General features: G+C 45.0%; 23 protein-coding genes. 6 read left to right on the top strand and 17 right to left on the bottom strand.

Going from position 1 to position 23,481, the window contains the following annotated elements; genetic code table 11:
* Positions 1-137 precede the first annotated feature (137 nt).
* Positions 138-2,411 carry a glycosyltransferase gene (locus NC997_RS15475; protein ID WP_190529867.1) on the bottom strand — a complete coding sequence of 758 codons (2,274 nt, stop codon included), beginning with the start codon at positions 2,409-2,411 and terminating at the stop codon, positions 138-140.
* Positions 2,412-2,824: 413 nt separating this feature from the next.
* Here NC997_RS15475 and NC997_RS15480 point away from each other — a divergent pair, with 413 nt between their 5' ends.
* On the top strand, positions 2,825-3,073 hold the full coding sequence (locus NC997_RS15480; protein WP_199302826.1) for a DM13 domain-containing protein: 249 nt from the start codon (positions 2,825-2,827) through the stop codon (positions 3,071-3,073).
* Positions 3,074-3,097: 24 nt separating this feature from the next.
* On the top strand, positions 3,098-3,823 hold the full coding sequence (locus tag NC997_RS15485) for a DUF4079 domain-containing protein (RefSeq protein WP_190529869.1): 726 nt from the start codon (positions 3,098-3,100) through the stop codon (positions 3,821-3,823).
* Between the two features lie 143 nt (positions 3,824-3,966).
* Here NC997_RS15485 and NC997_RS15490 read toward each other — a convergent pair whose 3' ends face one another.
* The 3 genes from NC997_RS15490 to NC997_RS15500 form a co-directional block, all read right to left on the bottom strand.
* Positions 3,967-4,458, bottom strand: a complete 492-nt coding sequence (locus tag NC997_RS15490) for a hypothetical protein (RefSeq protein ID WP_190413215.1) — start codon at positions 4,456-4,458, stop codon at positions 3,967-3,969.
* A 204-nt stretch (positions 4,459-4,662) separates the two neighbouring features.
* Positions 4,663-5,310, bottom strand: coding sequence for an HAD family hydrolase (locus NC997_RS15495; RefSeq protein WP_190413217.1), 648 nt, complete (start codon positions 5,308-5,310; stop codon positions 4,663-4,665).
* A 265-nt stretch (positions 5,311-5,575) separates the two neighbouring features.
* Positions 5,576-6,769, bottom strand: coding sequence for an NAD(P)/FAD-dependent oxidoreductase (locus tag NC997_RS15500; protein ID WP_190529870.1), 1,194 nt, complete (start codon positions 6,767-6,769; stop codon positions 5,576-5,578).
* Positions 6,770-6,981: 212 nt separating this feature from the next.
* On the opposite strand from NC997_RS15500, the gene NC997_RS15505 reads away from it, so the two are divergent.
* The gene (locus tag NC997_RS15505) at positions 6,982-7,899 is read left to right on the top strand and encodes a phytanoyl-CoA dioxygenase family protein (RefSeq protein ID WP_190529873.1); all 918 of its coding nucleotides are present in this window, start codon (positions 6,982-6,984) and stop codon (positions 7,897-7,899) included.
* Between the two features lie 13 nt (positions 7,900-7,912).
* On the opposite strand, the gene NC997_RS15510 is transcribed toward NC997_RS15505, so the two are convergent.
* From NC997_RS15510 to NC997_RS15535, 6 genes are all read right to left on the bottom strand, one after another.
* Positions 7,913-8,287 (bottom strand): hypothetical protein, encoded by a 375-nt coding sequence (locus NC997_RS15510; protein ID WP_190529875.1) that lies wholly within the window; start codon positions 8,285-8,287, stop codon positions 7,913-7,915.
* Positions 8,288-8,480: 193 nt separating this feature from the next.
* Positions 8,481-9,437, bottom strand: coding sequence for a PhoH family protein (locus tag NC997_RS15515; RefSeq protein WP_190437647.1), 957 nt, complete (start codon positions 9,435-9,437; stop codon positions 8,481-8,483).
* A 476-nt stretch (positions 9,438-9,913) separates the two neighbouring features.
* On the bottom strand, positions 9,914-10,363 hold the full coding sequence (locus tag NC997_RS15520) for a KH domain-containing protein (RefSeq protein WP_190413227.1): 450 nt from the start codon (positions 10,361-10,363) through the stop codon (positions 9,914-9,916).
* Positions 10,326-10,586, bottom strand: coding sequence for a 30S ribosomal protein S16 (gene rpsP, locus NC997_RS15525; protein ID WP_190413229.1), 261 nt, complete (start codon positions 10,584-10,586; stop codon positions 10,326-10,328). The genes NC997_RS15520 and rpsP overlap by 38 nt, the downstream gene beginning before the upstream one ends.
* A 151-nt stretch (positions 10,587-10,737) precedes the next feature.
* The gene (gene ffh / locus NC997_RS15530; RefSeq protein ID WP_190430190.1) at positions 10,738-12,183 is read right to left on the bottom strand and encodes a signal recognition particle protein; all 1,446 of its coding nucleotides are present in this window, start codon (positions 12,181-12,183) and stop codon (positions 10,738-10,740) included.
* 207 nt (positions 12,184-12,390) lie between these two features.
* Positions 12,391-12,771 carry a histidine kinase gene (locus NC997_RS15535; RefSeq protein ID WP_190430189.1) on the bottom strand — a complete coding sequence of 127 codons (381 nt, stop codon included), beginning with the start codon at positions 12,769-12,771 and terminating at the stop codon, positions 12,391-12,393.
* Between the two features lie 388 nt (positions 12,772-13,159).
* On the opposite strand from NC997_RS15535, the gene NC997_RS15540 reads away from it, so the two are divergent.
* Positions 13,160-13,360 (top strand): hypothetical protein, encoded by a 201-nt coding sequence (locus tag NC997_RS15540; RefSeq protein WP_190413235.1) that lies wholly within the window; start codon positions 13,160-13,162, stop codon positions 13,358-13,360.
* A 441-nt stretch (positions 13,361-13,801) separates the two neighbouring features.
* On the opposite strand, the gene NC997_RS15545 is transcribed toward NC997_RS15540, so the two are convergent.
* Together NC997_RS15545 and NC997_RS15550 are read right to left on the bottom strand one after the other, a co-directional pair.
* The gene (locus tag NC997_RS15545) at positions 13,802-14,488 is read right to left on the bottom strand and encodes an SAM-dependent methyltransferase (protein WP_190529877.1); all 687 of its coding nucleotides are present in this window, start codon (positions 14,486-14,488) and stop codon (positions 13,802-13,804) included.
* Between the two features lie 286 nt (positions 14,489-14,774).
* A complete protein-coding gene (locus NC997_RS15550; protein WP_190529879.1) occupies positions 14,775-15,179 on the bottom strand; it encodes a hypothetical protein in 405 nt (134 codons plus the stop codon).
* A gap of 197 nt (positions 15,180-15,376) precedes the next feature.
* Here NC997_RS15550 and NC997_RS15555 point away from each other — a divergent pair, with 197 nt between their 5' ends.
* Entirely contained in the window at positions 15,377-15,553 is a 177-nt protein-coding gene (locus NC997_RS15555) for a hypothetical protein (RefSeq protein ID WP_190529881.1), read from the top strand.
* Between the two features lie 159 nt (positions 15,554-15,712).
* Here the strand turns inward: NC997_RS15555 and larE are convergent, their stop codons facing one another.
* The 5 genes from larE to fraC all read right to left on the bottom strand — a co-directional run bounded on the left by larE (position 15,713) and on the right by fraC (position 21,852).
* A complete protein-coding gene (larE, locus tag NC997_RS15560; RefSeq protein ID WP_190529883.1) occupies positions 15,713-16,531 on the bottom strand; it encodes an ATP-dependent sacrificial sulfur transferase LarE in 819 nt (272 codons plus the stop codon).
* A gap of 295 nt (positions 16,532-16,826) precedes the next feature.
* The gene (locus NC997_RS15565) at positions 16,827-19,103 is read right to left on the bottom strand and encodes a GAF domain-containing protein (RefSeq protein ID WP_190530010.1); all 2,277 of its coding nucleotides are present in this window, start codon (positions 19,101-19,103) and stop codon (positions 16,827-16,829) included.
* Between the two features lie 110 nt (positions 19,104-19,213).
* Complete coding sequence (locus NC997_RS15570) at positions 19,214-20,041, bottom strand: ABC transporter permease (RefSeq protein WP_190529885.1); 828 nt, start codon at positions 20,039-20,041, stop codon at positions 19,214-19,216.
* Between the two features lie 169 nt (positions 20,042-20,210).
* Positions 20,211-21,209 (bottom strand): DUF5357 family protein, encoded by a 999-nt coding sequence (locus NC997_RS15575; RefSeq protein ID WP_190529886.1) that lies wholly within the window; start codon positions 21,207-21,209, stop codon positions 20,211-20,213.
* A 106-nt stretch (positions 21,210-21,315) separates the two neighbouring features.
* Complete coding sequence (gene fraC / locus NC997_RS15580; RefSeq protein ID WP_190430429.1) at positions 21,316-21,852, bottom strand: filament integrity protein FraC; 537 nt, start codon at positions 21,850-21,852, stop codon at positions 21,316-21,318.
* Between the two features lie 368 nt (positions 21,853-22,220).
* Between fraC and NC997_RS15585 the strand changes: the two genes are divergently transcribed.
* Positions 22,221-23,366, top strand: coding sequence for a cob(I)yrinic acid a,c-diamide adenosyltransferase (locus NC997_RS15585; protein WP_190529887.1), 1,146 nt, complete (start codon positions 22,221-22,223; stop codon positions 23,364-23,366).
* The last annotated feature ends 115 nt before the right edge of the window (positions 23,367-23,481 follow it).

Genomic DNA, 23,481 nt, shown 5'->3' on the forward strand with positions numbered 1-23,481 from the left:
CGATCGCGCACCTAAAATCAACACTAGCCAAGTGAACTTCTTCCTCTCCGCCGTAGGGATCGGGAGCCCATCGCCCCTCAGATCGCCTTCTAAACAGTCTTTTGGGGAAATGTAGATATCGCTTTTGCGGACAGTCATTAAATTTTGGAGACAGCGATCGCTCTCACTTGTGGCTCCCTATCAAACAAAATTCGTGGGCGAAGTAAAATTTTTAAAATCAGCAACAAAGAACCAAACTCTCCAGGAGCCTCCCGGCGTTTCCATTGACCTGGGCGGCAAAATAGCATTTCTACCAGACACCGATATTGTTTGAGGTTTAATTTCTCAAAAGCCACTTGCACCGTTGGATACTCATCTCTAAATCCTGTGTGGATAATTTTGCCTTGCAATTCTAATTTTTCTTCCATAATTTCTAATGTCACTGGCAACATTTCACTGGTATCATTCGCTAGGCCTCCGTGGGTTAAGGCAATTTGGGCACCTGCTTCCGAAATTATTGTAGTAATGCCCCAAAACTTCTGCCCAGCAACATTCAGGCGGATTACCCTTCGTAAATCAAACCATTCATAAATATCTGGTTTAGGGACATCTAATAAAATTAACAACGCAATGCCAATCATTAACAAGTTATAACCGCTCCAAATCCAACCCAAACCGATACCTTTATACACTTCAGTTGCTCCGTAAGTTTCTAGCCTTTGCCAATTACCCGTTATTATGCACATTCCTAAATTTCGCCACAAACTGACAACACTTGCTATAAACAAAATAATCAAAGGCCATGCTAAATTCCAGTTAAAAGAAAAACGATCGCGTGATATTCCCTTAGGCGTTACCTTAAACTCTTTAGAAAAAGGCTTCAGCATTGCTTGAAGTACAGTTAGTGCTAAAGGAATGCAAAGCACCAACGTGTAAATATCCGTGAGCAAAGCTGATCGAGAACGATAATTTAACCAGGAAAAAACTGAAAGTTGTACGACATAGTAAGGTAAAAAATAATATAATAATTCACCAATCATTGCCCGAACAGGAATAACACCGAAAAACGAATAAGCCAAGGGTATAAACAGGAAATAAACCCGCGACAAACTGGTAAACCAATGTAATAATCCTTCTAAATGAGCCAGCCTTTGCAGAGGACTAAGTCCTGAAATCGTTAACGGATTTTCCTCAATAAAAAACGCTTGTAAAGTGCCTTGTGCCCACCGTAGTCGCTGAGTAGCATGAGCGGCAATATTTTCTGCGGCTAATCCAGCACTTAACTTTTCATCTAGGTAAATTAATTGGTAGCCTTGGGCAGATAAACAAATGCCGGTGAAGTAATCTTCGCTTAAGGAGTTGGTGGCAAAGCCACCCGCTGCTTCTAAAGCACTACGCCTAACAATGAAAGAAGTTCCAGAGCAAATAACACTACCAGCTGCATCCCGAATCGGTTGAATTTGTCGGTAAAACACTTCTTCTTCTGGCGTTAGGACGTGTTCTAATCCTAAATTGTAGGCAATTGGATCGGAGTTATAAAAGCTTTGGGGTGTCTGTACCAGGGCAACTGTTTCATCTTGAAAAAAACCTACAGTGCGAGTAAGAAAGTTTTTATTCGGAATAAAGTCTGCATCAAATACAACAATTAATTCTCCACTTGTTTGAGGGAATGCATGATTTAAATTACCGGCTTTTGCATGTCTATTATCAAGTCTAGTTTTATATTCGCAGCCCAACTCCTCAGCCAATTTATGCATTTCTGGGCGTTTTGTATCATCTAGCAAATAAACTGTTTTATTGGGATAATCTAAAGCTTGGCAACCAATAATTGTGCGTTTAACAATAAATACAGCTTCATTGTAAGTAGGAATAAAAATATCAACAGTTGGCAGAAAGCTGCCATCAATCACACTTTTCGCCATCTGGTCAGCTTCACGATGTCGCTCCTTTACGTTTAGCATCAAAAAAAGCTGGATCGTACTACTACTTAACATCAACATTTCCATGAAAAATAACCCCAAGCTGAAGACACCATTCAGAGGGTCGGCAACATTCAGAGTAGAGAGCGATCGCCATACAATATATCGACCTGTTAACCCCAGCAAAATCCCTACTACAAGAAACCGAGACCAAGCGTCGGTTTTTGGAGAGATTTTCATTACTATCAAAACAATTACTAGCAGAGCAACCGTAGGAACTAGCAAGTATTCACTCTTCATGGGCGCTTGCAGCCACAGGGGTGGATTCTCTTGTAAAGTATTGAGTTCGGCAAACAGCTGACTAATTTTCCCTTCACCCGCAAACCACGCAGTAGCGATCGCAGCTGCGAAGACAACAATTCCTACCATGAGCAGCGTTGCCATCCGAAGGCGGAAAATTCGTTTTAGGACTTGACGCTTTGAGATTTTATTTTTAATGTATGAAGTCGTCATCGCTGTACTTTCCTAATTCAAAGTTGTTTGATAATCAGTTAATTATAGGTTTTTTTTAAATTAAAAGTAATATACTAATTTTCAATTATGCACTAACTAAAAAAAATATTAGACAATACGTAATGTTGTTTATCTTTATAGTAATTACAACTTTTATATATGCTCTAAAGTTTTACCTAATTACTGGGGGTTAATAAGACTGTTTAAGCACCAGATAAGCTTAGTAATCATTGAAGCTAAAAGGTAATACAATAGAAACCAATTTTAATCAGCCAAATGTTTAGCCTGCACCATTAACTGGCTCATCTGCTACATCGGTAGCACAGACGCCTACAAAATCTGGGACTTTTCAGGGATCAGAACATCATACCCAAGGAACTGTGCGCTTGGTGATAGAAAATTGAAAACGCTATCTGGAGTTAGATCGAGCTTTCAAAACTGACAATGGCCTGGATTTATTCGTCATTCTGTATCGTTCTGAAAAACCTCCAACAAATGGCATTAAAGAGAAAGATTATGCAAGTATCGGTCGCTTGCAAAAAATAAGTGGTGCTCAACGCTATGCTATTCCTGCTAGTGTCAATCCAGCAGAGTTTGGATCGGTGGTGATTTGGTGTCGCTTATTCAACCCTACCTTTGGCTTTGCCCCTTTCAGTAGTTAAAAATCAACGCATACTGAGGTTGTTATGGAAATTGCAGATTTGGCGGCTTTAATTCATCCTGCGATCGCAATTGCAGTCGTCTTCCCTCTGATTGGCATTGTCGTCAACCGCGCTTGGCAGACTCGCCAACGCCGCTTGCAAAATTTAGAAGGCAAAAGTAAAATTCCGCTAGTAGTTGGGCAAGAACACGTCCAATTAGGCAAATGGCTTTCTGGTGCCATTGTTGGAGTTACCCTTATCGGACTTGCTTATCCAATTTTTGAGCATATTTTGAGCAAGCAAATCTGGAGCCAGAAACCTTTTCAAGTTGTCTTTATCGTCCTAATGTTTGCGGCTACCATTGGCTCCTTAGTATTGCTCTACAAAGCCAAACAGCGGCTTTGGCGCGGCGTTTTTGCAACCTTAACCGGCGCAGGTTTAATTATTCTCGGCTTCCAAGAAGGCGTCTATCGTCGGGACAACGAGTGGTTGGTGTCTCACTACTACATCGGCATCGCAGCGGCAATGCTGATGATTTTTTCGTTAGCAATTATTGAAGATATCTACAAAGATCGGTTAAATCGCTGGCGCACCATTCACATCATTTTGAGCTGCATTGCACTCTTAATGTTTGTAGGACAAAGCATGACTGGTACGCGAGATTTACTAGAGATTCCTTTAAGGTGGCAGAAACCTTATGTGGATCGGCTTTACATCCAGCAGTGCAACAGTCAGCCTTGCATCATCCAAGTAACACCTGCAAAAAATTAAGTGACTCAAGTTTTAATCTGGCTACAAAATTAGCGCGATCGCTCCCATCAAACTGCTTGAATGTTGGTCGATGCTCTTTCTTCCTAGTCAAATGGAACGAAGGATTTTTCTTAGATACTTTTGTCGTGTGATTTTTATGTAAACTAAGCGCTGAACAGCTTGTATAAAAACTCCTTAGATTTTTTGGCTTCAATTTTAAAAGGAATTATGCATAAAAGACAACCAAATACAAACATCCCAAGGGGCATCAAACCAGCTATGCCCATTCGACTATCTGATAGCAATGCCAATAGAAATCCTACTCCGATGCTGCCAGTCATACTCAACCAGTAGCCCATAAATATTAATACAAAAATATGCAATTTCATCGTTATATTGATTGAGCAACCAATAACTTGAGGGGAAATTTTGCCTTTAATAATTGGTAAAAATGAATTTCGGGTATGGATAATTCTAGATATTTGGAAACTATCATCATAAATTTTACCTTCATAGGGTTTATGCGATCTTGATGCCGAAGACCAAGAATTTCTAAACGTCTTAGGCGGTTCAATGACATCAGCCAATATTCTCTTGACTTCTTCTGAATCTAGATTAGTTGTAATAGTGAAATTTTCATAAGGTAGAAAAGACATCTATGACTCCTTGTTGACGAGTTACGCGATCGCTCCAAGCAAGTAGAAATGATGCAGTAGCATGGCTCGATTAGCACAGTTGCTCTTGAGTCACGATGGTGAAACTACAGGCAGTAGCACTTGAGAAAAACCATCGCTGGCCGTATCGCGCTATACGTGGCCTTTCGCTGCCACAACTACACTGTTACATCATGTCCCAACCCTCTACTCAGTGCGCTTTAAAAAAATGCCCTTGAGTCCGGCTGCTTTTGCTCCTCGATAGTCCTCTTTATGACTGTCGCCAATGTGCCATGCTTCCTCAGGCGAGCAGTTATGTTTCTCCAACGCAGCGGCAAAAATTTTTGGATCGGGTTTGGCAGCACCAATTTCCGAGGAAATGGTCACAGAAGTAAAAAATTCGATTAAATTCAGCGATTGCAAAACCGAATAGATACGCGAATCGAAATTTGACAATACACCCAGCTCAATTTCCATTTCTCTCCATTGTTCCAAAGCTGTAAGAACATCGGGATAAACAAACCAAGGTTCAGAGGTGGAGAAGTAGGCGTAGAGTTCGTTAAAAAAACTGGGAAAGTTGGAAAATTTGGGCAAGACGCCAACTTGTTCAAATGTGGAAAGCGCGATCGCTTTCCACCACTCAAATTCCTGATCCGGGATTTCTTGGGGTTCTGCGCTTGGAAAAACTGGCGGCGGTGCGGCTTTAAAGCTTTGGTAAAAGGCTGGATTCACCACCTCAGCAGAGACTTGGACGCCAAACCGACTGGCGATCGCGCTATACGCCTCTCCTACACTACCTCTTACACCAAACATGGTGCCCACGGCATCGAGAAAAATAACTTTGGGGCGCTTCATGCTACCTTAGCGTTCCATCTCAAGATCGCAAACCTAACAAAACCAGCGATTAGATTCATCATCATGTCATAAATCCTATCTCAGTATTGATGCTCCCACAGCTCTACTTCCTTAAAGCCGTGGGAGCGTCAATTCCTTCCTAAACGTAAGGGCACGAGACAAAGCCTCGCGCCCCTACATGAGAATCTAAGAGATAAATATAGTGAAACTGTATAAGTGGGCATTGCCCACCTTTGACTCCAAGCCGATAACCCTGCATTCCGGATTACTTCGAGAACATTTCCAACAGAGGTTGGGCAATCCAATTGAATCCGACTTTCAACTGATGGTTGAGCGTTGGCATCCGATACAGATATGCCAGACGCCGGAAGAGATAGGCGAGGGAACCATCCAGCTTTACTCCCATGCCGGTGAAAGTAGCGTTATCCGTCCCCAAGGTCATGATTTCGCCGAAACTCTGATAGCGGAAGGGAAGCAAAGGACGCCCGGTCAGCGATGCCCAGATATTCCAGGCAGTATAATCTGATTGCTGGAAGGCAGATTGGGCAGTTGCCGGTATTTGCTGACCGTCAGCGTCGCGAGCGTCCGAAAGGTCGCCAAGGGCAAAGATTTCTGGATGGTCAACCACTTGTAGAGTCGGCGTAGTGGTAATTTGACCGCGTTGATTGTGTTTGAGTTCGAGCGATCGCACCGCCTCTGCCATTTGCGTTCCCACCGTCCATAGCACCAAATCCACTGGGATTGGGTCTACCTGTGCTTTGTACACTAGCGAGATCGTAGTCGGTGACATCGACTCCACTGCCGTGTCCAAATCGATCCACACGCCCCTTTCTTCCAAAGCTTTTCGCGCCGCTTCCCGGTTAAAATCTGGCGATGTCCGGAGAATCATATCAGCTTGTTCAATTAACCGGATGCGACCTCGTTCGCCAAGGCGATCCGCCAACTTGCAAGCCAATTCAACCCCACAATAACCCGCCCCCACAATGGCGATGCGAATTTTATCTGTTTCCGACTCTTCCAAAATTCTCAGCCGTTCTTCCAAGCGGTAGGCGTGAGCAATCGTCCGGAAAGGAAACGCATATTCGGCAGCCCCCGGCACCATATCTAGCGGCGTCTCTCCACCCAGGGCTAACACCAAGCGATCGTAGGAGAAGGCAGGGCCATCATGCAAATGTACCAGTTTTTCTTGGATATCTATTCCAGCCACAACACCCTGACAGAAGCGCACACCCGTGTTCGCTAAAATCTCTTGAAACGGTGGAGCAATTTCCCAAGTTTGCAGTTCCCCGGTGAGTAGTTCATACAGCAGCGGTGTGAACAAAAAGCGGTCATCTCGATCCACCAGGACAATTTCCGGACGTTCCGACTTTTCCCAAGGCAACTGGCTCAAGCGCAGGGCAGTGTAGAGACCGCCAAAGCCGCCACCGAGGATACAAATGCGTGTAGGTTGCTGGGTCATGGTTCTAGTGAGTGGGCGATTCAAGCGCAGGGCAACTAACTTACAGGATAGCAATACAATCCTTCAAGCAAGTGGGTTGTCCAATTATGTGATTTGATAACGTTCGTCTAATCGCTGGCGCTGGGGCGGCAGTAGCCTCGCACCTCTCGTTCCTGGGCTGCTGCCTGATAACGAGAATAAGATGTGAGAATAGCAACTTTAAATACTGAGTGATGATCGTCTTACCTGAGAAAACCGTCCTCACTTCTTTAGGTTACGAACTCGATTGCAGCAGCGAAGCTTTTGGTTATTTAAGCGATTCTTCAAATTTACTCAATCAGCCCCAAAAACTGCGCCAGCGGATGCAACAGGACGGGTATTTATACCTTCGGGCACTTCTAAATCCCCAAGAAGTTTGGCAAAGTCGTCAGGAAATTGCCGAACTCTTAGCCGCAGAAGATTGTCTCAAACCCGGACACCCGATTCTAGAATGCGTGGCAAAACCGGGATTGAAAATGCATTTTAGACCCGATTTAGCAGCCCAAAGTCAAGCGCTTAAAAAACTGCTTTATTCCGGTCGAATGATGGAATTTTATCAAGTTTTTTTAGGCGGAGATGTTCGACCTTTCGATTACACCTGGTTAAGGGCAGTTGCCCCCGGTCATGGTACTTATGCCCACTGCGATATCGTGTACATGGGGCGGGGAACTCATGACCTTTACACAACTTGGACACCGCTAGGTGATGTATCTCTGGAAATGGGAGGGTTAATCATTTTGGAAAACTCTCATTGCCTGGAAAGAATTAAAAACGATTATGGGCGCAAGGATGTAGATAGTTATTGTTCCAACCGAAAGACTGCCCAATTGTATGCATTTGGTGAAAAGTGGTGGAATGGGGCGTTATCAAAAAATCCAGTTTCTCTGCGAAAAAAATACGGAGGACGTTGGCTAACCGCCGATTTCAAAGCTGGAGATGTTTTGATTTTCGGTATGTTTACAATTCATGCCAGCTTAGATAACCACTCCCAGCAAATTCGGCTTTCTTCAGATAGCCGTTATCAGCTAGCTTCGGAACCCGTGGATGAAAGATGGGTGGGGAGCAACCCTGTTGGTCACTCAGCCGCAGGGAAGCGAGGTCGTATCTGCTAAGACAAAAAACATTTTATGATGCGGTTTCTGGTTTGGGTTGAAATTTAGCGATCGCTTCTATCTTCCCAACAATATTCCGGTTGAACTCGGCTAAATCCTCCGCCGGTATCCAATACTCTTGGTGTTGAGAACTACCCACCGTCTGCACGTCATACTGTGCTAGAAATTCCGTTTTGACATAAAAGCGGGTGACATAACCTACATAGCCAGAAGCTTCATCTTTCGTATTCCAATCTCTAGCAATCTGCACGGCATACGCCTCAGTTAGCACTGGATAAAATATCGGTTGGTAGGGAAGCCGAGGTGGAAAGGCAGTGTAGCCGCTTTCTCCGATTAAATCTAGCTCTTTTTGACCCACCGGACGAAATAGCACTGTGGTATCGTTCATTCTTTTACTTTTTTTACCTCTATCAGCTGCTGAAAAAGGCAAAATTTTCTAGTTTTATCTTTAGTCTCAACGCACGCATTCGAGAACTTCTTCCCTGATTGTTTGGGTAGAGAACTGCGAGCAAATTTTCAAATAGTTTGCGAACCGACATTCTCCTGGTTAGAAAATCCGAAGAGTTCTCCTCACTCATCCCTCACAACGCATCATTTTCGTATGCCGCTACAATTCGCTCAACTAACGGATTGCGGACAACATCAGTTTTGGAGAGATTGCAGAAGGCAATGCCTTCAACCCGTTGGAGAATTTTTTGGGCAACGGCTAACCCAGATTGTTGGTTGAGTGGTAAATCGGTCTGGGTAATGTCACCCGTGACAACCATGCGAGAACGAAACCCTAGGCGAGTCAGCACCATTTTCATCTGTGCTGGGGTGGTGTTCTGGGCTTCATCCACAATTACAAAGGAGTTGTTGAGAGTTCGACCCCGCATATAAGCCAGGGGAGCAACTTCAATCACCCCGCGTTCCATCAAACTAGGAATTTTATCTGTATCGATAAATTCATAGAGCGCGTCATAAAGGGGACGCAGAAACGGGTCAATTTTCTGCTGTAAGTCCCCAGGCAAAAAGCCCAATTTTTCCCCAGCTTCCACTGCTGGACGGGTGAGAATCAGTCGTTCGTACTGATCGGAAAGCAGCGCCTGAACTGCCAGAACGGCTGCTAGGTAGGTTTTGCCGGTACCTGCTGGGCCAATGCAGAAGGTGAGGTCGTGGGTGCGTACTGCTTGGATATACTGCAACTGAGGAAATGTTTTAGCTCGAATTTCTTCGCCGCGACGGTTTCGTGCTAGAACTTCCTCTTGCATTGCTTGCCATTCCACCTGGCGTCCCGTATCCAGGGCTTGGCAAGCCGTGCGGATATCTACTTTGGAGATCCGCTTCCCGTCTTTCCAGAAAGGTTTGAGGGCGTTCACCAGATCGTTGGTGCGATCTACTTGTTTAGGAGTCCCAGAAACCATCAGTTCTTGACCCCGCAACACTAGAACTGCGCCAGTCGTTTTTGCCAGGGTTTTGAGGTTTTCTTCGCGATCGCCTGCTAAAGCGATCGCGCTATTAGCATTTGGTAGATGTATTGTTTTAAATGCCTCGGTCATCGTAATATTATGGGCGAGTTTACAGCATTCGTCGGTGAGAGGACGGAATTAATTAGTAAAATCCGTCCCTTTGATGCGAAAAGACGCCCGATATATGACTTTCCATAACAGCTCAGGCGTCCCAATTTAATTGGCTACAGATCCTCAATGAGAGCGTAGGCGCTGACGGGAGGCTTCCGCTTTCGACGAATACTCGGCTTTTCGTACCGTTGGCAAGATTTAACCCCAGAAAATTCCGCATTGCTAGATTTTCTGGTTGATTGCATCTTCACGCCGAGTTAATCAACTTGTGTTCAACCAAACGGACTTGCAGCCACTCGCTGTTTTTTGCTTAAGTTAACCATCAACCCTAGCTTTTGGTTAGTGCCAATACTAAGCTGATAGCCCCCTTTGCCAAAGATAACAGGCGATTTACTTAGGAGATATTCATAATCGGAGGCGATCCATCACCTCCTCAATGCTAACCGTCTAAAGTTTTAACGGGAGCGGAATTTGGGAGCAGATACTGGGGAAGACCGGCGGGGTGGATCTTTTTTCGCAACTTCTGGACTTCCTGACGTACTTTCAAGCGATCGCGCCGAACTCCCATAGATGTCCAGGTAGACAGATTGATTGGCAGCTTTCGCAGCCGCTTCAATCACCGTCCGAATTGCCTGAATATTACGTCCTCCCCGACCAAAAACTCTTCCCTTGTCTTCGCCTTCAAAAGCCAGCCGCACCCACGCTTTAGTATTTCCCTGCGACATTTCGCAGTCCACGCTCAGCAATTTTGGTGATTCTAAAAACGGCTGCACCAAAAATTTCACCAGAGCAGCATAATCCGGTAGGGAACTCCCGTGGGATGACCTTACAGGCTGGCTGGTTGAATCTGGGGAATCCAACTCGGACTCATGCGGTAGTTGGGGCACTGACTTGTTCCAAGACATTAGCTTTTTGAAGAATCCGGCGCACCGTTGGCGTAGGCTGCGCTCCCTGTTGGAGGCGCTTGGTGAGTGCTGGCTCGTTTAGTCTGACTTCATCGGTTCTGGGGTTGTAAAAGCCCAGTTCTTCCAAAGGACGCCCATCGCGGCGGGAAGTGCTTTGCATTGCCACAATCCGGTAGCTAGCTTCCCGCTTTTTGCCGTATCTCTTTAATCGCAGTTTGATCATGTTGATGAAGAATGTTCCTGTTTGGATTTTAAGCCATCAGCTCTTTAGCGATTAGCTTTTAGACTTTAGACGCAGAGTCATTGATTGTACCATTTTTTGGCATCAAGTTCTACCCCTCCAAGCTAAAAGCTAATTGCATTAACGGTTCCAGCTAGAGAGTGCCGAAGCCTTTCTTCTTTTTCTCCTTTTTCTTTTTCTTGCCGGGACTTCCTTGTGCGTAGCCCCGCCAACCGGCTTGGGAAGGACGATTGCCGCCACCCATTCCGGGCATACCGCCCATTCCGGGCATACCGGGGAAACCGCCTTGACCCATTTGCTGCATGACGGTTCTCATTTTTGTGAAATCAGTTACCAGCTTGCTGACATCCGTTTCCTGATAGCCAGCACCGCGAGCAATCCGGCGACGACGACTGGGAGACTTCGCTAATAAGTCTGGGTTTTGGCGTTCTTCCTTCGTCATGGAATTAATCATCGCCTCAGCCCGCTTTAGCTGGGTTTCTCCTTGGCGCAGCTGTTCGTCGGAAATCTTATTCATCCCTGGAATCATCTTCAGGATTCCCCCCAGAGAACCCATATTCTTCAGCAGCCGCATCTGCTTGAGGAAATCACTGAAGTCAAACTTAGCCGAGAGCATTTTTTCCTGCATCTTCTCGGCATCTGCCAGGTCTATTTCCTCCTGGGCTTTTTCTACAAAGGAGATTACGTCTCCCATGCCCAGAATTCGGGAAGCCATGCGCTCTGGATAAAACGGTTGCAGCGCCTCGACTTTTTCTCCGACGCCGACAAATTTAATCGGCTGACCGGAAATCCGTCGCACTGATAGGGCTGCACCGCCGCGACTATCGCCATCCAGCTTCGTCAAAATGGCACCCGTGATCCCGATTTGTTCGTGGAAAGTTCGGGTGAGATTTGCCGCTTCTTGCCCGGTCATGGCATCGACCACCAGCAGCGTCTCGTGCGGCTGGACGGTTTGTTTGATGCGGGCTAATTCCGCCATCATGTCCTGGTCAATCTGGAGGCGTCCGGCAGTATCAATAATGACTGTATCTATGCCGTCTGCTTTAGCTCGCTCAACCCCTTGCCGCGCAATCTCTACCGGGTTAGCATTGGTGCCGAGTTCAAACACTGGCACCTCAATTTGCTGTCCCAGCGTCACTAGCTGATCGATGGCGGCTGGGCGATAGATGTCGGTTGCGACTAGCAAGGTACTGCGATTTTGCTTGCGTAGGTACAAAGCTAGCTTTGCTGTAGCTGTGGTTTTACCCGTTCCCTGCAACCCAGCCATCAGTACAATCGTGGGCGGCTTATCTACTGAAGCCAGGGGGACGTTAGTTTCCCCCATCACCTGGACTAGCTCATCGTAGACAATTTTGATGAACTGCTGGTCGGGGCGCACCCCAGAAACGACCTCGGCTCCCTGTGCCTTGGTTTCAACATCGGCAATAAAATCTTTGACGACCTGGAGATTGACATCCGCCTCCAATAAAGCGCGACGAACCTCCTTCAGGGCATCTTGAATGTTGGATTGGGAAATTTTGTCCTGACCCCGCAGGCTTTTCCAGGCAGATTCTAAGCGTTCAGCAAGTGCGTCGAACATAATATGTGTATCTTTTGGGCGGCTAGATAGTTATCTGCTTATCAAAATCGGCTGAAGAAAGCCCACATTTGTGAGTTTGTGGGTCTTATCCATCTGTATACAGATTAGTCGTTTTCGCTGTTATCTGGCGTGCAGCCAGGTCAGGAATGGGGGTGAGGAGTGCAAATAATAAAATGCAAACAAAATGTGCGATCGCGCACGCAGTATTTAGAGAGTACTCAAAACGAGATCCTGGCGACAGCCTTGCAGTCCCAAAGAGGGATTATTGCGGTAGGACACCTCTGGAACCCAGATACTCACTTTGTAATCCAAAGAAACCCAGTAGATGTATTCCACCGCTGAGTCAAAATTCACTCCCACTCGCAGGTTAGAAAAATCATCTTCGCATATCTCGTAGCCAAAGCGAACCAGAATCTGAGCCACTAAGCACCCAGGTGTATCGCAGTATTCTCCGCAGGTTTCTCTCTCTTGCCAAAACTTCTCTAAAAAGCGATTGAGGATAGGCAAAACTTTTTTAGGGCTGCCATTCCGGGAAGCATAGATGATGACCGGGTTGCCTTCTACAAGAATGTGACAGGGGGTAGCCATTTTTTTATCTCCTGGTCGGCTGTCTCTTTTGGTTTTTGATTGGCGCACGAACTCCACATCATCCATGATGCTTTTAGCCTGCCCAAGGCAACTACTAAATCACACTTTTGGGGGATGTAGCCGTTTAAACTTTCAGGATGTTTGTCAAATTTTACAGTTTCTGCGTCTGGCTATTATCCCCTATGCAAAATTGGAATCAGCAATTCCGATTTTTTCCTCATTTAGAATCGCTCTATCGGATGAGTGCCGCACCTAACCTTAATTTTTTTGTAAAGTTTTGTTTTTAAAAGCATTTTGTAAATTTAGATACAGAATTTTCTGTTATATTAAATAGGTAAGAGAAAATAAGTTAGTCAAACATCACTGAAGCAGTACGGAGAAACCTGGTATGTCTACTCAAGAACAAGCTCGCGCCCTCATGATGCGTCATCATCACCTCATCAAGAACCGTCAGCAGTCTATGCTGGGTCGCGCCGCTGCTGAAGTGGGTCTAGATGTTGAATCATCTGAATACTGGAATCACATTCAAGGACAACCACACCCAAGCTTCCGCTCTAGCTACGACCGCAGCGGTGCCTCGCTGAGCTAGGTTTGAGCTAAAGTTAACCGGCTAGAGTTAGTTTTTTGTATTATCTCGCTTGCATAGTGGTGTAGCAGCTTTATTTGATATATCAAAGGCTGCTAAATAAATAATTAACCTAATTCAGGGTGTTCTTTTCAATAAGAACACCCTGAAACTTTTTTTTTGAAAAAATAGTATCTCCTTTTGAGGATTTCTCTCTAAATGCGCGACTCATCGGTTTTTGGGAATAGGTAATTAGAGAAAAAAGTGTTTCTTATACCATTTCACGTTATCGTATGACCTTTTATCCATTACCGCTAACCTGCATGATGTGTAGCAGGCATATACAGCAATCCTATTTAAATTGTGAAATACTAGCCCTTCAGATTCCCGACTTCTTTAAGAAGTCGGGGATTTCGCCTTCTTGAATCATCTAGGTTCAAAGGAGCGACAGATTGCAGTACATATTTACACGACTGACTTTATCTGCAACCTTTGATTGCCGTCTTTTTGGAATTCGTAGGGTACGGGCTGGATTTCTACACTGTAGCCTTGCGCTTTTAATTTCTCCATTACTGGCTGAAGGACTGGCGACACCTCTCCAGAAATATTTAAGAGAGGAAAAATCCGTACCGCAGCAGCAACGCGGCACAATTCCACAATGGAGGCGAGGTGGAAATCTTCTGAGAAGAAATCCGAATAGGTGAACAACAAGTGACTGCATAAGGCTAAATCGAACTGCTGAGTCTTGAAGGGTAAAACAGGTAACTCAGCAGTTAGATAGCGTCCTTGTTGAATTCCTTGTGGAAAATCTTCTAAAAATTGCTGCATGGCTGACATCCGGATTTGCCCCAAATCCTCTGGTGACTGGATCTCCTGCCAAACGTAGCTATCGAGGTTGGCTTGGAGTCCATCAATCACTTTTTGATAGGTTTTCTGGATACGTTCTCGAATTTCGTGGTTGGAAAACTGATACACCGGATCGCAAGAGATGACGTTGTAGCCTAGGCGTGTCATCTCAATATTGAAGCTGGCAGGGCCACCGCCACAATCTAGAATTTTTAACTGGAGGTCGTCAGGCGTTAAGTTGAACATCCTGATGTATTCTGCCAGGGAACGTCCCCAAGGAATGACGCTTTCAAGTTTTAATCCCATTTTTTCGAGCGAGCGCATACTTTCCTTGGCTGATTATAAAATGACTGAAAGCTCTGTAATCAACCAACTAAGATGGAAAATTGACTTGGTGATGGTTAGATAGTTGAGTAAGTTATTTAAATTTGCTGCACAAAATTTTAATAAATATAAGAGATTTTGAGTAGATCGTTTTTGTGCCATCCTCATACAGGAAATGCCGGGTTCCGTACCTCAAACTGGACTTTCCAATTTATAAGATGACTAGCATTTTTTCTGTGTCTGGCAATGTCACTGATGCCTTTCTAGTTTAAGTTTCACTTTCCTCAGTCTCTATCCATGAGGTTGTCTGTGCTGTTGTTGGCTGTAGCGGAGGCTTTGGGGTAAGTTCTGTTTCTCTTTTAATAACTCTCATTGGCTGCAAAGAAATGGCTGATGCGAGTAGAGCGGGCACTCCCACAAGCGTTGTCATGAGCAACGAAGTCAAAAGCAATTCTCCTGCATTTTTAGGTTTCTGTTCGGAGTGATTTTCTAATGAGATTTCGACCTCTGTCAGATTTTGTTGAGGTATCTTGAAAAGTAGCTGTTTGACTACTTTTCCCAGTAAGATAATGGGTAAAGTAATGAGTGCTGCGGGCAGAACTACCAGCCACACAAGTAAGCCGGAAATTAACCAAAATACAGTCGAATATACCATTTCTGAAAGTTTATGCATTGCCCTAGCCTTGCCCTCCATTGGTTGCCACACAGCTAACTCATGAGGAATCGTTGTTTGGCAGGAATTGCCTTTTTGCCTAAGCTTATAATCGGGTAGTATCGTCGCCGCACTTCGCCTCGTATATTTCAATTTTAAGGGTACGGCAATCAGGTACCCCTACTTTTTGGTTGAGTTGTAAATTGAGAAGTCAGACTTTGACGTACAATACTTCCCGATTCCAAGCTGATTCTGCTTGTCAGAGCGATCGCTCGTTCTCGATCGAAGATGATGTAGACAAAGCCGAAGCTTTCATGCCATTTGTTCGCATTCTTGGGCGTCGTGCCCATGTTGCAAGAAAACTACTATCTTATGGCATGAGTGATTATTGTTGATGGATTTGTATTAAAACCTAATTTAGTTGCTAGAAGCGATCGCAACTTTTGAGAGGATGGGGGATCGGAATCTCGATCGGCGTTGAGGGGGTAGACACGTCCCCATCCCCTAGAATCTATTTAACTTTGTACAACTTAACTTTGTACAACGCCAGAATTTTAGGCTTTTACTGCCAGCGGTAACACCTGATTGAGTTTGCCACTGCGGTAGCCTTCTAAATCGAGGGTGACGTAAATAAAGCCGAATTCTTGAAAGGCGGAAACCAGGGTGGATAAATCGGTGGTAAGAACAAATTCTTTAATTTGTTCTGACGGTAACTCGATTCTGGCGGTATCACCTTCGGAACGAACGCGGAGATTTTTTAATCCTAATTTACGCAGATAGATTTCTGCGCGTCCGACTCGTTGCAGTTTGCTGACGGTGATTTCTTCGCCGTAGGGGAAGCGGGAACTCAAGCAAGGTTGGGCGGGTTTATCCCACCAGGAAAGTCCGAGGTGTTGAGAAAGTTGGCGGACTTCAGCTTTGGTAATGCCTAATTCTGCTAAAGGCGATCGCGCACCCCTCTCTTTTGCCGCTTGAATTCCCGGACGATAATCCCCCAAATCGTCGGCGTTCACGCCATCTACAACATAGGGATAACCCAGTTGAAGTGCCAGGGGTTTAAGGTTGTCGTGAAGTTCGCTTTTACAAAAATAGCAGCGGTTGACAGGATTCGAGGTGTAATTAGGATTGTCCATTTCGTGCGTCTGTATCACTTGATGGGCAATTCCAATCGCGGCTGCTTGGATTTGGGCGTCTTCGAGTTCTTCCGGGAGGAGGGAGGGAGAAACGGCGGTAACGGCTAAAGCGCGATCGCCCAAAACGTCGTAAGCTATCTTGGCAACCAAGGTACTATCGACGCCCCCAGAATAGGCAATTAATGCCCGATCCATTTCTGCAAAGAGGGTTTTTAGTTGCTCAAGTTTCTGCTTTATCATGGTTTGTTTAAAATCGAATCACAGAGGACGCAAAGGTGCTTCAGGTGCTTCCGGTGCAGAGGAGATGGGGAGAAGTTTTTCATCCTTCCCTCAGTCCTCAGTCCTAAGTCCTCAGCACTCTCCAAATGGTGCACAGGAGATGGGGAGAAGTTTTTCATCCTTCCCTCAGTCCTCAGTCCTAAGTCCTCAGTCCTCAGCACTCTCCAAATGGTGCAGAGGAGATGGGGAGAAGTTTTTCATCCTTCCCTCAGTCCTCAGTCCTAAGTCCTCAGCACTCTCCAGATCGTAACGAATTTCAAGCTTTATTCAATTCGTCTGGTGGCTGGATCGGTAAGTGTAAAGTAAAGCAGCTGCCTTGTCCCAGTTCTGAATCTACGGTGATATTGCCGCCATGAAGGAATGCCAGTTTGCGGGATAAAGCTAAGCCGAGACCCGTTCCTTCATATTGACGATTTAAACCACTATCTATCTGTAGGAACGGTTCAAAGAGGGTGGCATGATTGGCTTTGGCGATGCCAATTCCGGTGTCAATCACTGAAAATAAGATAGTGTCTGCGGTTTTTTCCACTTTTAGGGTAACTGAGCCAACTTGTGTAAATTTCACCGCATTAGAGAGCAGGTTGACTAAAATCTGCCTCAAGCGGTGATGGTCGCCTACGCAGGTGGTGATGTCTGGGGAAATCTCTACAATTAATTGCAATCCTTTCTTTTGCGCCTGTTCGCGCACGGCGGAAACGGACGCCTGACAAACTTCCTCCACTAACAGGATTTCTAGGCTGAATTCTTCTCGACCGGCATCAATCATGGATAAATCTAAAAGGTCGTTAATCAGTTCCAATAAATGTTCGCCGCCGGATGTAATCAAAGTAAGATATTCTTGCTGTTTGTCATTGATCGATCCGACAATTTGATCGACTAGCAGGCGAGAAAGCCCCAAAATGCTAGTTAGAGGGGTTCGCAGTTCGTGGCTCATCGTAGCGATAAATTCGCTTTTGGCACGATTCGCGGCTTCTGAGAGTTGTTTTTCTTGCTCTAATTGTTGGGTACGTTCTTTGACAAGTTGCTCGCTTGCTTCATAGCTTTGGGCATTGTAAAGCGCGATCGCCACTTGGTCAGCAATTCTTTCGAGAAGGTGAATTTCGTCTTCGGTGAAAGTTCGGTAACGGGTTGTGGATTGTAACGAAATGCCACCAAAAAGCTGACCGCGAATAAAAATTGGCACTCTTACCATAGACAGGATTTGTAACTGTTGAATTTGCTCTTGGCGGGTGGAAGAAGAAGGAACGTCTGCGAGTTTGGGAGCATGGAAAACCCGCTGAACCGAATACTCGGAGGCAGGATCTAATACATCGCGGTTTTTCGATAGAGGAAATTTGCGGTTCAACAGAGAAACCACTTGTTCGCTGACTCGCCATTCTTTGAGAATCTTTATTTCCTCTGGTTCTAAGGCAAAGATAGCGACTCGATCAACGCCGAAGAACTCTCCAGTTAGATTCACAATTTCCTGCAAAATATATTGTGGATCGAGGCTGGAATTTAAGCTCTGACAGATATTATTTAACAATCGCTCCCGCGTTGCTTGTTGTTGAACTTGAGCGAACAGCTGCGCTTGGTGGATGGCGATCGCGCATTGATTGGCGATCGCACTTACCAAAGCGATTTCATCTTCTGTCCATTGCCGTTCGCGAACACATTGATGCAGGCTAATCCCCCCCACCAAGGATTGCTGATACAACATCGGCATCGTCAGCATGGAGCAAACTTCATACTCTCTGGCTAATTCTTGCAGTTTGAGCGGGATGCGGTCGTCAATTTGGTTGAATATCAGCGGCTCACCTTGAGCAAGGGAGGAATGGTAATAGGAATAGAAGTCGCAATAGACGCCAATCAGGCTCTGCCTTTGAGGGGTAGATTCGCTGGCAAGGCAAGCCTGCATTTGTTGATTGGGATCGGGCAGAAAAATTAGACACCGACTGAGGTTGAGCGCTTCGTGCAGCAAATTGACGGTGGTTTGCAGCACTTCCTCCAGAACCAGCGTTTCTCGCATTGCTTGCACAATGCGGTTGATAATTGCCTCTCGCTGAGCTTGCTGCTGAATTTTGACAATGCGATCGCGCTCGATTCGGTGTTGTTCAAATTCGTGGAGCGATCGCATCAAAATCTCTGGCAGATGTTTCATCTGTTCTGAGCCAGCATCGGCGATTTCAGCTTCCGGCGCGATCGCAATCAAAGGAATAAACTGCCCGGATTGTTGGACTAACTCCAATGCTTCTAAGGAGCTTGGGGCATCTGTGAGGGGGTGAGAAGGGGAATTTTCTAGTTTTCCCTGCCTCCCAGCCTTCCTATCTGTCATTGAGCTAGCATCCCCGCTCCCCTGGACTGACAACACTGCATCGTAGGTGTTTTGCTGCAATTGTTCTCGACAAGCGGCAGATGTAGCGGCAATTTCGTAAGTAAAATCAATGTCCGCTTCCCGCAGTGGATTTGTAATCAGCCCGACATCCGCGCTTGAAGCTATCACGATCAAGAGGCGGAGGGCATCTGGGGACGGAGCTTGTTGCAGTTGTGGCATCACGAGGCGAAGTACGAGCTGGAAACAAGGAGTAACGGACGAAGGATTAGGGACGGGTTTGCTTCTTTTACTTTCGCGCTTCTTCTAGCTAGTTTGTATCGCGAGGCAGCTCAAAACTCACGTCGCGAAAAAATTATGATAGCGATCGCTAAGAGGAGGACGGTATACACCAAACCATACAAAGCATCGGTTAGGAGCGCCGAGGAAGAAGGCAAAAGACCATAAACCGCCTGATTTTTGAGGTCTAGCCGAGATAAATCTGGCAGTACCACATATAAAGCATTTACGATCCGTTCGATGTCTACATTCCGACTTAATTTTCCCAGCTCTACTAAATCTCGGCTGGAATGTCCCATCAAATACACTGCAAATGTAAACAAGGTCGCTAACAGCGAACTTGTAAAGACGCCAAACATCAACGCGACAGCAGTCAGTAAAGATAGCTTAAAAAACAAGTACAGCGCCGAAATCAGAATGCTACCTAGCGGGTAAGAAATCTTACTTAAACTGAGGATGCCAAGATAAATTGCCGTCATAGCAGCGAGCGAGACGCCTAAAACGGCTGATAGCCCCAGATGTTTGCCAATAATAAATTCGGCGCGACTGAGCGGTTTGGGAATTAACACTAAGACAGTGCGCTTTTCGATTTCTTTGTTAATCAATCCAGTCCCGACAAATACAGCAACAATGGTTCCCAGTACATCCATTGCTGCTAATCCAACATCTTTAAGAATTTTATCCTCTGTTGTTGCTGCCACTTCTGGCAACAGTCGCCACGCCACCACCATTAACAGCGCAAACAAACCGATGATATAGAGAACGCGATCGCGGATGACTTCCCGAAACCCATTCACTGCGATCGCCCAAATTCTCTTTAAACTCTCGATCGCTGCCCGAAACACATTTATTTTCCTCGATTTTACTGTGCTTAAACTCATCGTCCTTCTAAATCATCATTGATGATTTCTCTCAACGATTTATATTTTATCCTTTGCACGAATACAAAATAACTCTTTTGTTACTAATAGTTAATTCTTTATGCGCTCAACTATCTTCCACGAGCAGCCACTTCCTAGCTCTATTGATAAGTTTTAGAGAGAGTCTTCATCATTCATAGCTTTTTAGTTCGCTGATAGGCTGACAATTGACTTGTGCAACCGCAATATTTTGTGCTGCTGTCTGGCTAGACGTCGTCCTTGCTCCAGTTACTATTGGTTGATAGCCTTGAGTAATTTGACAGTTTTTTTCCACATAATATGCTTCGGTTTGCGAACGAGGACCTTGCCAAATTGCGCGTAATTGTAAATTGTATCCTGAGTTAATCGAACCAATATTATAGGTATAACGCCACCAAAAATCTTCTTCCACAAGCGGAATTTTTTTTGCGGCTTCTGCCCGAATTGCTTCTATACGCGGTTGTGGTTCTAGCAGCCATCGCTCCACTTCCGACCAAGGTTTATTTTCTAATTCTTGTACGATCAAGGGTTCCATAAATTCTAAAATAACCGTACCTCTAAGAGTCCTTGTTGATTGAGATGCTGATTGGGATACCATCGTGGTTTTCCCAAAATGATCCGACAGCAAGGTAGGATATTGTTCTAACCAATCTTGACTAATAAAATAAAATTGAATCCAGCAGCTAATTACCATATTGCTGCCAATCAAAATAACACTTCTTTGACGAAATTGCAGCGCCGGTACTTTTAATCTAAATCTTTCATCAAAAAAGGTTGGAAACACAGCAATCACTGATGAAAGCGTAGGCCAAACTATTAAAGCGATCGGTGGGATACTCCCAGTCCAATCGCCAAATAAAAACATACAGATTAAGGCACCCGTAATCCAAGGACCAATCGGAATACCCCAAATTTTTATTGGATTCTCTGTTGTAGCCCAGCTCACTCCAATAATTAAAAATAACCAACCGCAATGAGTGATAATATCATGTACTAAGTCAGTTGCAAAAAATGACATCACCCAAGAAAAGAAACTGAGATAAATAAACGTTTTCCAGGAATAAGCACGGGAAGGAGCTAGGGATTTCCATAATACTTTAAAAGTATTGATTAAGTATTTGAAAATAAAAAAGTCAAGAATTGATGCCATATTCTTTGTAAGTCTTTATTAAGTTAAGCCTAACTTGATAAATTGGTCGCAACTAAAATTTAAATTCATCTATCAAAAGATGATTAACTCAAAAAATGTTTGTAGTTTAACTAAATTGAGTCCGAATAAATAGAAGCAACACGAATCCCCCAAAACTGTAGATATTAGCCTGAAAAATAGTATTAGTTAAAAGAGGGTTGGAATTAAAAGTAAGAAGTCGAAAATCTTGTAGGTTAAACTTTTCTTGGTTTTGTCTTTCCCCATAAGACGGTGTTTCCAGTAACATTTGTAAAAGTTCTAATCCTTTTAGTTTAACGATAAAGGTGGCAAAGAAGACAACAAAGCCACTTAAGATTAGTTCTGTTACAATATTGGACGACTGAGCAAATGGAAAGAATCGATCAAAAAAGATATAACTGATTAACTGAGATTTCAGTGACCGGGGAAGCCAAGGATGTACGTAAAAGAAAACTACCCAACCCAAAATTGTTGAAAATAAATTAATCGAAATGGCATAGTCAATGCTTCTTCTTTGGCTAAGATTTAATTGTCGGTATAAAATGAATGATTCAATTGCAATTCCAACCAACAGCAATAAAAATTGAAATAAAATCGTTTGAAGCGGGAAAACATTTGCAAGCATAAGGTTGTCTCTCTGACACCTGTTTAATTAAGTTTAAACGTAAATTTTGATGTTGTTGATGGCAGCTTGTTCTTTACTTCTATTATCCTGCGAATTTGGGAATATCAAGAAACCTTTTATGTAAAGAAAGCATATTTGAAATACTCATAAATTAAGTAGAGGGATGGGTAGTTTAGCGCGAAAAATAACTCAGTAGAAGAGAAAAAAGAACTGACAACTGAATGATGGATAATTGAGTCCCTATCCCCTACTACCTATTCCTAGTCTCAACTTTAGCTTTTGTGGAACGGCTACTCTTGATTCTTTTCACTTTACCCTTCTAAGCTGCTATTGTTAACAGTTTGTGACAGCTAAGATTCATGAGAATTATGAGTAGAATGGGGATCGGCATTCGCACGGCTCAAGTGCGTTCTGAGCGTCTCGTCGGTCAGATTCATGTTTACGATGGGGCGGGGAAGGGAAAGTCCCAGGCAGCGCTGGGCGTGGTGTTACGCTCAATTGGGCTGGGAATTAATACTGATTTAGCAACGAGAGTGCTGCTGTTGCGGTTTCTCAAAGGACCGGGACGCTCCTACGATGAAGATGGGGCGATCGCAGCCTTACAACAGGGCTTCCCTCACTTGATTGACCAAGTTCGCACAGGGCGGTCAGAATTTTTTGGTGCGGAGGAAATAACGCGCTTTGACCGACAGGAGGCGCAGCGCGGTTGGGATGTGGCAAAAGGCGCGATCGCATCTGACCTCTATTCTGTCCTAGTTCTGGACGAACTGAACCCGTTACTGGACTTGGGTTTGTTGCCAGTGGAGGAAGTGGTTCGGACGCTCAAGCATAAACCGCAGGAGTTGGAAGTAATTGTTACAGGTCGGGCTGCCCCCCAACAACTGCTAGAAATTGCGGATTTGCACTCTGAGATGAAGCCGCACCACCCGATTACCGAAGGTAGGGACGGGGTTTTTCTGCCTTTACAGGGGATAGAAATCTACACGGGTGCTGGTAAAGGCAAGTCTACTAGCGCATTGGGTAAAGCATTGCAGGCGATTGGGCGCGGGATTAGTCAGGATCAGTCGCACCGAGTGCTGATTATGCAGTGGCTCAAAGGTGGGACTGGATATACTGAGGATGCCGCGATCGCAGCTTTGCAACAAAGTTACCCAAACTTAGTCGATCATCAGCGCTGCGGACAAGATGCGATTGTCTGGCGCGGACAACAGCAAGAACTAGACTATGTGGAGGCTGAACGCGGTTGGGAAATTGCTAGGGCAGCGATCGCGTCTGGGCTTTATAAGACAATTATCTTGGACGAACTCAATCCCACAGTTGACTTAGAACTGCTGGATCAACAACCAATCGTAGACGCACTGCTACGCAAACCCCGCGACACGGAAGTGATTATCACGGGGCGCTGTCTAAATCGTCCGGCGTATTTTGACCTTGCCAGCGTCCATTCAGAGATGATTTGCCATAAGCATTACGCTGACAGAGGGGTGGACTTGAAGCGTGGCGTAGATTTTTAGAGTTTCAGCGATCGATCGATACAAATGTAACCTGCTCCCGGCAGGTTTCGTTTGTGTGCTTGCTGTCGCTGTACGGTTTCAACCGCCCGCCCGGAGCATGATGCAAGGTAAATCT

Origin of the sequence: Trichocoleus sp. DQ-A2 (assembly GCF_039961915.1) — a bacterium.
Taxonomy (GTDB): Bacteria; Cyanobacteriota; Cyanobacteriia; order Cyanobacteriales; family FACHB-T130; genus FACHB-T130.